The sequence below is a fragment of the Enterobacter sp. SST3 genome (assembly GCF_000286655.1).
In the GTDB taxonomy this organism is placed as follows: domain Bacteria; phylum Pseudomonadota; class Gammaproteobacteria; order Enterobacterales; family Enterobacteriaceae; genus Enterobacter; species Enterobacter roggenkampii.
In genome coordinates this window covers 1-8,405 of sequence record NZ_ALNS01000052.1, presented here as the reverse complement: position 1 = coordinate 8,405, position 8,405 = coordinate 1, and the positions used below count along the sequence as shown (strand labels likewise).

The window sequence follows — 8,405 nt, the reverse complement described above, 5'->3', positions numbered from 1 at the left end:
TTATTTTCGCTATTCTCTGCTGACCCGGCGGCGTGTGTGCCGTTGTTCCGTGTCAGTGGAGGCGCATTATAGGGAGTAATTCTGATGTGACAAGAGGAAATTTAAAAAAAGTTTCCATCCGCGTTTTTTTTCACCAATAGAGGTGAAATCAAGCTACAAATTGTTCTATTTGATGTATCTGCAACCACAATCACATTCACGGTGGCATAATTATCAGCATGAATCTTTAAGGAATAAAAGCGATGCCATTAAGCGCGCAACAGCTGGCCGCCCAAAAAAACCTGTCTTATGTGCTGGCCGAAAAGCTGGCTCAGCGGATTTTAGCGGGTAAATATGCCCCGGGAAGCATCCTGCCGGGTGAAATGGAGCTGGGTGAGCAGTTTGGGGTGAGCCGTACCGCCGTGCGCGAAGCGGTGAAAACCCTGACGGCGAAAGGAATGGTGCTTCCGCGTCCTCGTATTGGCACACGCGTGATGCCACAAAGTAACTGGAATTTTCTCGATCAGGAGCTGCTCTCCTGGTGGATGACGGAAGACAACTTTCATCAGGTTATCGATCACTTTCTGGTAATGCGCAGTAGCCTTGAGCCTCAGGCATGTCTGCTTGCTGCCACGCTTGGAACAGCAGAGCAGAAAGCGCAGCTTAACGCGTTGATGGAAGAGATGGTGTTCCTGAAAAAACACTTCAACCGCGAACGCTGGGTTGAGGTCGATATGGCCTGGCATGAACATATCTATATGATGAGCGCCAATCCGTTCCTCACCTCTTTTGCCTCTTTATTCCATTCGGTGTACCACACTTACTTTACCTCTATTACACAAGACGACGTGGTAAAACTGGAATGGCACCAGGCGATAGTGGATGCCATTCAGGAAAGCGACGGGCAGCGAGCCCTGAGTGCGTGCCAGGCATTGCTGGCTGCGCCAACCCACCAGCAGGTAAATACATGACAAAGAAAAAAGCGCGCAGCATGGCCGGATTGCCGTGGATTGCAGCCATGGCGTTTTTTATGCAGGCACTGGATGCCACCATCCTCAACACCGCGCTTCCCGCTATTGCGCAAAGCCTCAACCGTTCCCCGCTGGCGATGCAGTCCGCCATCATCAGCTATACCCTGACGGTCGCGATGCTGATCCCTGTTAGCGGCTGGCTGGCCGACCGCTTCGGCACCCGCAGAGTTTTCATGCTGGCCGTAACGCTCTTTACGCTCGGTTCGCTGGCCTGTGCGCTCTCCTCGTCCTTAACGGAGCTGGTTATCTTCCGCGTATTACAGGGCATTGGCGGCGCGATGATGATGCCCGTGGCGCGCCTTGCCTTATTACGAGCCTATCCTCGAAGCGAACTGCTTCCCGTGCTCAACTTCGTCACCATGCCGGGACTGGTCGGCCCGATACTTGGCCCGGTACTCGGTGGCGTGTTTGTCACCTGGGCAAGCTGGCACTGGATCTTCCTGATTAATATTCCGATTGGCGTAGCGGGGTTGCTGTATGCCCGCAAATATATGCCGAACTTCACCACGCCAAGGCGCAGCTTCGATATGGGCGGCTTCTTCCTGTTTGGCCTGAGCCTGGTGCTCTTCTCCAGCGGGATGGAGCTGTTTGGCGAGAAGATCGTCGCGACGTGGATGGCGCTCTCCGTTATCCTCGCCGGGATTCTGCTTTTCCTTCTTTATATACGTCATGCGCGCCGCCATCCGATGCCGTTAATCTCTCTTGGGCTCTTCAACACCCGAACGTTTTCCGTCGGGATCGCGGGAAACATTGCCTCGCGTCTGGGGACGGGCTGCGTACCGTTCCTGATGCCGCTGATGCTGCAGGTTGGTTTCGGCTATCCGGCACTGATTGCCGGCTGCATGATGGCGCCCACGGCGATGGGCTCGATTCTGGCAAAATCGACCGTGACGCAGGTGCTACGCTGGTTTGGCTATCGCAAAACGCTGGTTGGCGTGACGGTCTTTATCGGTCTGATGATTGCGCAGTTCTCGCTGCAGTCCGCCTCGCTTCCCGTCTGGATGCTGATCCTGCCGCTGTTTGTGCTGGGCATGGCGAAGTCGACGCAGTTCACATCGATGAACACCATCACCCTTGCGGATCTGACCGACGAGAACGCCAGTAGCGGCAACAGCGTGCTGGCAGTCACACAGCAGCTGTCGATCAGTTTAGGGGTTGCAGTGAGCGCGGCGGTACTGCGGTTTTATGAAGGTTTCGACAGCGCGAACACCGTTGAGCAGTTCCACTATACCTTTATCACCATGGGCGCATTCACCGTCGTTTCAGCGCTGGTCTTTATGCTGTTAAAACCGAAAGACGGCCGAAACCTGATTAAAGAGCGTCACAAAGAGAAAGCTAAACCGAACCACGTTCCATCAGAACAGGAGTAAGCTGCAGGCGCTGCTGCTGCAGCGTGGGCTGAGCCATTCGGTGGATCAACACATCGATGGCCAGCTCGCCCAGTTCATCTTTTGGCTGATGAATGGTGGTGAGCGGCGGCGTCATATAGCTGGCCAGCTCGATATCATCGTAGCCGATTACCGCCATATCATGGGGAACGCGCAAACCGGCCTGATATAACGCCTGATAGGCGCCAAACGCCATGGCGTCGTTGCCGATAAACACCGCCTGCGGACGCTGCGGTTGCGCCAGCAGCGTCTGCATCGCTTCAAAACCACCGTGAAACTCAAAATCACCGGTAATACGATACCCTTCCGGCACGGAAAGTCGCGCCCGCGCCATCGCGGCGAGATATCCTTCCAGACGCAAACGCGCCGGGGTTTTGTCCAGCGGACCGGTAATACAGGCAATGCGGGTATAGCCTTTATCGATCAGATACTGGGTGGCCATATCACCCCCCAGCAGAGAATTATCCTGAATGAGGTCGCTGGTGCCGTCGAACGGCGCCCAGTCCATCATCACCGTAGGAATGGAGGGATAGCGCTGGATAATCTCTTTCGACGGCTGGTGCGTTTCGGTACACAGCAGCAGTAGCCCGTCGACGCGTTTTTGCATCAGCGTTTCCAGGTTACGGTTCATGCGCTGCTCGTCCCCTTCGGTATTGCACAGCACCAGGCTGTAGCCACGCTCGAAGCAGCTGCGCTCCACGCCGCGAACCAGCTCAGAATAAAAGGGGTTGGTACTGGCGGTGATCAGCATACCGATCGTACGCGTCTGGTTGAGCTTAAGGCTGCGCGCCAGTGCAGACGGCGCATAGTTGAGATCTTTTACTGCCGCTTCGACTTTTTCCCGAATCGCCTCGCTGACGAAGCGATCGTTATTAATGACGTGAGAAACCGTCGAGGTAGAAACGCCCGCCAGGCGGGCGACATCTTTCATTGTGGCCAAGCGTTACCCCTGCTGACTTAAGAATTCATCGATCTCTTTACGCCACGGAACGGAAGGCTGAGCGCCCTTTCGCGTCACCGCAATCGCGGCAGCGGCATGCGCGAAGCGGATCGCATCATCCATTTTCTTGCCTTCCAGCAGCGCGGTCACCAGCGCACCATTGAAGGTGTCTCCCGCTGCGATGGTATCAATCGCCTTCACCTTAAAGCCCGGCACGCGACGGCCTTCACCGTTTACGCTTGCCCATACCCCACGGCTGCCCAGGGTGATGATCACGGTTCCGATGCCTTTGTCGTGCAGCGCACGCGCGGCTGTCGCGGCATCGTCATCGTTTTCTACGCGAATGCCCGTCAGCTTTTCGGCTTCGGTTTCGTTCGGCGTGATGATATCCACCAGCGCCAGCAGCTCGTCTGATAATACACGGGCTGGGGCCGGGTTAAGTACGACAGTGGTATGATTTTCATGCGCAATTTTGGCCGCGGCCAGCACGCTTTCAACCGGCGACTCCAGCTGCATCAGCAGGGCCTCGGCGCCGCCAATGATTGCACGTTGCGCTTCCACGCGCTCCGTCGTCAGCGCTGCGTTAGCGCCAGCATGAATACCGATGACATTCTCCCCTTCTGCGTTGACGAAAATCAGCGCCACGCCGGTAGATTCCCCTGCAACAACGCTGACCGGTGCGATATCGATGTTGTCGCTCGCCAGCTGCTTGCGTACGCGCTCGCCGGTATCGTCATCACCCGTGCAGGCGATAAACGCAATATTCGCCCCGCTGCGACCAGCAGCGACGGCCTGGTTTGCCCCTTTACCGCCGAATGCGACCTGATACTGGTTGCCCGTGACGGTTTCGCCCGGTGCAGGGAACGATTCAAGGTTAAGAATGTGATCGGCATTGATACTGCCAAGGACGACGAGGTTGCCTGCGGTTTTCATGGTTGGGTTGTCCATCTGAGAGCGCCACCGGTGTTACCCGGTGGCGTATGCCACACTTTTCTTTATTGGTGTCCCTCAGGCCGCCAGTGACGGCCTGATTCGCCTTTTACTGCTTGATAACCAGCTTCAGGTCAACAGGGTATTTAGCCTGAACTTTTTCGCCCTTCAGCACTTTGTCGGCAGTTTCAACGCCAGTCGCGCCAATCTGCTCAGGCAGCTGAGCGATGGTCGCAGCCAGTTTGCCATCGTTTACTGCTTTTTCACCATCCGGCGTGCCGTCAAATCCGACAACCATCACATCAGATTTACCTGCAGTCTGCAGAGCGCGCAGCGCACCCAGCGCCATTTCGTCGTTCTGCGCGAATACCGCCTGCACGTCAGGATGTGCGGTCAGCAGGTTCTGCATGACGTTCAGACCTTTAGTACGGTCGAAGTCTGCCGGCTGGCTAGCCAGCACGTTGAATTTGTGCGCTGCAACCGCCTGCTGGAAGCCTTCGCCACGCTCGCGGGCGGCAGACGTACCGGCAATCCCCTGCAGTTCGATGACTTTAGCGCCTTCGCCGGCTTTCTTCGCGATATAGTCACCCGCAATTTTGCCGCCCAGCACGTTGTCAGATGCGATATGGCTCACCACGTCGCCTTTCGTTGCCTGACGGTCCAGAGTGATCACCGGGATCTTCGCCTGGTTTGCCATCTTCACGGCGTTGCCTACGGCATCGGAATCGGTTGGGTTGATCAGCAGAATTTTGGTACCACGAACGGTTAAGTCCTGAACGTTAGCCAGCTCTTTCGCCGGGTTGTTCTGTGAATCCAGTACCACCAGGTTGTAGCCCAGTTTATCGGCTTCTTTCTGCGCTCCATCCTTCAGGGAGACGAAGAACGGGTTGTTCAGGGTAGAGACAACCAGCGCGATGGTATCTTTCGCCATGGCGTTAGCACTTACGGTTGCGCTCAGCGCGACAGCAGAAACCAGGGTAGCCAGTTTTTTCATATTCATATCTAAGATGTCCTGTAGTGTCGTCAGTTACTGTTTTTTGTTGTCTACCAGTACCGCCAGCAAAATCACCACTGCCTTAACGATCATCTGGTAATAGGAGGAAACACCTAACAAATTCAAACCATTATTCAGGAAACCGAGAATCAGTGCGCCGATCAATGTCCCAACAATGCGACCTTTACCGCCCGCCAGACTCGTACCGCCCAGAACCACTGCCGCGATAGCATCCAGCTCATACCCCGTACCCGCCGTCGGCTGCGCGGAAGAGAGGCGCGCCACTTCGATGATGCCCGCCAGTGACGCCAGCAGACCACACAGGGAATACACGATAACTTTGATTTTATTAACGCTGATACCGGACAGGCGCGTTGCCGCTTCGTTACCGCCCAGCGCATAGATATAACGGCCCAGACGGGTATGGTGCAGCATGTACCACGCCGCCAGGAAGACGATAGCCATGATCCAGACCGGCGTCGGGACACCCAGCGGGCGACCGATACCGAACCAGCCAAACAGATCGGCGTTATCGGTGAAGCCGGTATTGACCGGGCTGCCGTTGGTATACACCATGGTCACCCCGCGCAGCAGCAGCATCATCACCAGCGTCGCGATGAACGCCTGAACGCGGCCTTTTGCCACAATCACGCCGGTGACGGCACCAATCGCCGCGCCTGCCGCCAGGGCCGCGGCCACGGCCACCAGCGCGTTGACTTCAATCCCGACCAGCGAAGCGGCGATCGCACCGGTGAGCGCCAGCAGGGAACCGACGGACAGATCGATCCCTGAGGTCAAAATCACCAGCGTCATGCCGACCGCCATAATGGCGTTCACCGACGTCTGCTGCAGAATGTTGAACAGGTTATTTACGGTGAAGAAATTCGGGCTCATGGTCGACACAATCGCGATCAGCACCAGCAGGGCAATGAGCGATTTTTGTTCCATCAGCCACGCCTTTGTGAAATAGCGGCGACCAGAAACAGCCTGGGTAGTCATCTTCTTACTCCTGATTCACGCGATTAAGCTTGCCCACAGCGGCAGCCATCAGAACTTCCTGGGTGGCCTGCTCGCGAGTGAATTCACCGCCGAGATGCCCTTCATGCATGACGATAATGCGATCGCTCATGCCTAATACTTCTGGCATCTCGGAAGAGACCAGAATGATGCTCAGACCGTCGGCCTTAAACTGGTTAATCAGCTGATAGATCTCTTTCTTCGCCCCCACGTCCACGCCGCGGGTTGGCTCGTCGAGGATCAACACTTTCGGGCGCGTCATCAGCCCGCGCGCAATCGCCACTTTCTGCTGATTCCCGCCGGACAACAGGCCAATCGCCTGCTCCATCGACGGCGTTTTAACATTAAAGAGACGGATAAAATCGCTGACCGCCTGCTGCTCGTCTTTATGCTTCAGGCTGCCGCCGCTGTGGCTGAAATAGCGCAGCGCAGTCAGGGACATGTTCTCTTTTACCGACATGCCCAGCACTAAGCCGTCGCGTTTGCGGTCTTCGGAGATATAGACGATGCCGTTCGCCAGACCATCCTGCGGGGAGCGGGTGACCACTTCATGGCCGTCGAGGGTGACATAACCGCTGGTGCGCGGCAGTGCGCCGTACAACACTTTCATCAGCTCGGTACGTCCCGCGCCCATCAGACCCGCCACGCCCAGGATCTCGCCCTGGCGCAGGGTAAAGGTCACGTCGTTCACACCCGGGCCGCAGAGGTTATCCACCTTCAGGCGGATCTCACCCGGCGCTTTATCCAGATGCGGATACTGATCTTCAAGCTTGCGTCCCACCATCATTTCGATGAGCGTATCTTCCGTCAGCGTGGCCACTTGTCGCTCGGCAATAAACTGGCCGTCGCGGAAAACGGTGACGTCATCGCAGATTTCAAAGATCTCTTTCATACGGTGAGAGATATAGACAATCCCGCGCCCCTGCGATTTCAGCTCGCGAATAACGCGGAACAGGGATTCGGTTTCGGTATCGGTCAGGGCGTCGGTCGGTTCATCCATGATGATGACCTTCGACTCAAAGCTCAGCACCTTCGCGATTTCCACCATCTGCTGATCGCCGATGGAGAGATCGCCGACCAGCCGGTCGCTCTTAAAGCGCAGGTTCAGCTTCGCCAGCAGCTTGTCGGCTTCGGCGTACATGGTTTTCCAGTCGATCTTACCGAAGCGATTCACGAACTCACGGCCGAGGAAGATGTTCTCCGCAATGGTGAGCTGCGGGATCAGGTTCAGCTCCTGGTGAATAATGCCGATACCCGCTTCCTGAGAAGATTTCGGGCCAGTGAAGGTGGTTTCTTTACCCAGCCAGAGGAGGGAACCGGCATCGCGTTGATAGATACCGGTCAGCACTTTCATCATGGTGGATTTGCCGGCGCCGTTTTCGCCCACCAGCGCCATTACGCGCCCGGGGTAAACGTTCAGCGCCGCGCCGGAGAGGGCTTTTACGCCCGGGAACGACTTATCGATCCCTTTGAGTTGCAGTAATGCGTCCATGATGGCCTCAGAAGGTGACGCCAGCACAGAGAATGATATTCGCATACGGGGAACACTCCCCGCTGCGAATCACCGCCTGACTGTCTGCGGTTTGTTGTTTAAATTGTTCGTGCGTTGTGTAACGAATTTCGATGGTGTTTCCCTGGTGTTGTTGCAGCTGCTCAAGATGGCTGAGCAACGTTTCGTGGAGCTGCGGATTATGTTGTTTGATTTCCGCCGCGAGAATGGCCGCCTCAACCTGCATCTCCGCGGTCACCACGTCCAGTACCTGCATAAACGAAGGAACACCCTGCGTTAACGCCATATCAATACGGGTTGTGCTGCGCGGAACCGGTAAGCCTGCATCGCAAACCACCAGCGTATCGGTATGCCCAAGACGGGAAATCACCGACGAGATTTCTGAGTTGAGTACAGTGCCTTTCTTCATTTTCTTGCTCCACTAGCGAAACGTTTCGCTAAAAGAAGTGTAGCCTCAGAAATGTTCAGAAAACCACCATGACGTAACAGATTTGTGATCGACGTCGAAACGTTTCGCTAAGTGAAATATTGATGGGAGATATTGCCCGGCGGCGCTTCGCTTGCGCGGGCCTACGGGTTTGGTAGGCCGGGTAAGCGCAGCGCCACCCGGCATTTT

General features: G+C 56.0%; 8 protein-coding genes. 2 read left to right on the top strand and 6 right to left on the bottom strand.

Going from position 1 to position 8,405, the window contains the following annotated elements:
- Window positions 1–242: 242 nt before the first annotated feature.
- Entirely contained in the window at window positions 243–950 is a 708-nt protein-coding gene (locus B498_RS00170; protein WP_008503502.1) for a FadR/GntR family transcriptional regulator, read from the top strand.
- Window positions 947–2,380, top strand: coding sequence for a multidrug transporter subunit MdtD (gene mdtD / locus B498_RS00175; RefSeq protein WP_008503501.1), 1,434 nt, complete (start codon window positions 947–949; stop codon window positions 2,378–2,380). Before B498_RS00170 ends, mdtD begins: the two co-directional genes overlap by 4 nt.
- Here mdtD and rbsR read toward each other — a convergent pair.
- The 6 genes from rbsR to rbsD form a co-directional block, all read right to left on the bottom strand.
- Window positions 2,346–3,338 (bottom strand): ribose operon transcriptional repressor RbsR, encoded by a 993-nt coding sequence (gene rbsR, locus B498_RS00180; protein ID WP_085930326.1) that lies wholly within the window; start codon window positions 3,336–3,338, stop codon window positions 2,346–2,348. The two genes, mdtD and rbsR, sit on opposite strands and share 35 nt — an antisense overlap.
- 3 nt (window positions 3,339–3,341) lie before the next feature.
- A complete protein-coding gene (gene rbsK, locus B498_RS00185; protein WP_008503499.1) occupies window positions 3,342–4,271 on the bottom strand; it encodes a ribokinase in 930 nt (309 codons plus the stop codon).
- Window positions 4,272–4,377: 106 nt separating this feature from the next.
- On the bottom strand, window positions 4,378–5,268 hold the full coding sequence (rbsB, locus tag B498_RS00190) for a ribose ABC transporter substrate-binding protein RbsB (RefSeq protein WP_008503498.1): 891 nt from the start codon (window positions 5,266–5,268) through the stop codon (window positions 4,378–4,380).
- Between the two features lie 27 nt (window positions 5,269–5,295).
- Window positions 5,296–6,261 carry a ribose ABC transporter permease gene (gene rbsC / locus B498_RS00195; RefSeq protein WP_008503497.1) on the bottom strand — a complete coding sequence of 322 codons (966 nt, stop codon included), beginning with the start codon at window positions 6,259–6,261 and terminating at the stop codon, window positions 5,296–5,298.
- Between the two features lie 4 nt (window positions 6,262–6,265).
- Window positions 6,266–7,771, bottom strand: a complete 1,506-nt coding sequence (rbsA, locus tag B498_RS00200) for a ribose ABC transporter ATP-binding protein RbsA (protein WP_008503496.1) — start codon at window positions 7,769–7,771, stop codon at window positions 6,266–6,268.
- Between the two features lie 7 nt (window positions 7,772–7,778).
- Complete coding sequence (gene rbsD / locus B498_RS00205) at window positions 7,779–8,198, bottom strand: D-ribose pyranase (RefSeq protein WP_008503495.1); 420 nt, start codon at window positions 8,196–8,198, stop codon at window positions 7,779–7,781.
- Between the last annotated feature and the right edge of the window lie 207 nt (window positions 8,199–8,405).

Excerpts from the sequence above, each read along its gene's own strand:
- rbsC (WP_008503497.1), bottom strand. The coding sequence starts at position 6,261 with ATGACTACCCAGGCTGTTTCTGGTCGCCGCTATTTCACAAAGGCGTGG.
- rbsK (WP_008503499.1), bottom strand. The coding sequence starts at position 4,271 with ATGAAAACCGCAGGCAACCTCGTCGTCCTTGGCAGTATCAATGCCGAT.
- rbsD (WP_008503495.1), bottom strand. The coding sequence starts at position 8,198 with ATGAAGAAAGGCACTGTACTCAACTCAGAAATCTCGTCGGTGATTTCC.
- B498_RS00170 (WP_008503502.1), top strand. The coding sequence starts at position 243 with ATGCCATTAAGCGCGCAACAGCTGGCCGCCCAAAAAAACCTGTCTTAT.
- rbsB (WP_008503498.1), bottom strand. The coding sequence starts at position 5,268 with ATGAATATGAAAAAACTGGCTACCCTGGTTTCTGCTGTCGCGCTGAGC.
- rbsA (WP_008503496.1), bottom strand. The coding sequence starts at position 7,771 with ATGGACGCATTACTGCAACTCAAAGGGATCGATAAGTCGTTCCCGGGC.
- mdtD (WP_008503501.1), top strand. The coding sequence starts at position 947 with ATGACAAAGAAAAAAGCGCGCAGCATGGCCGGATTGCCGTGGATTGCA.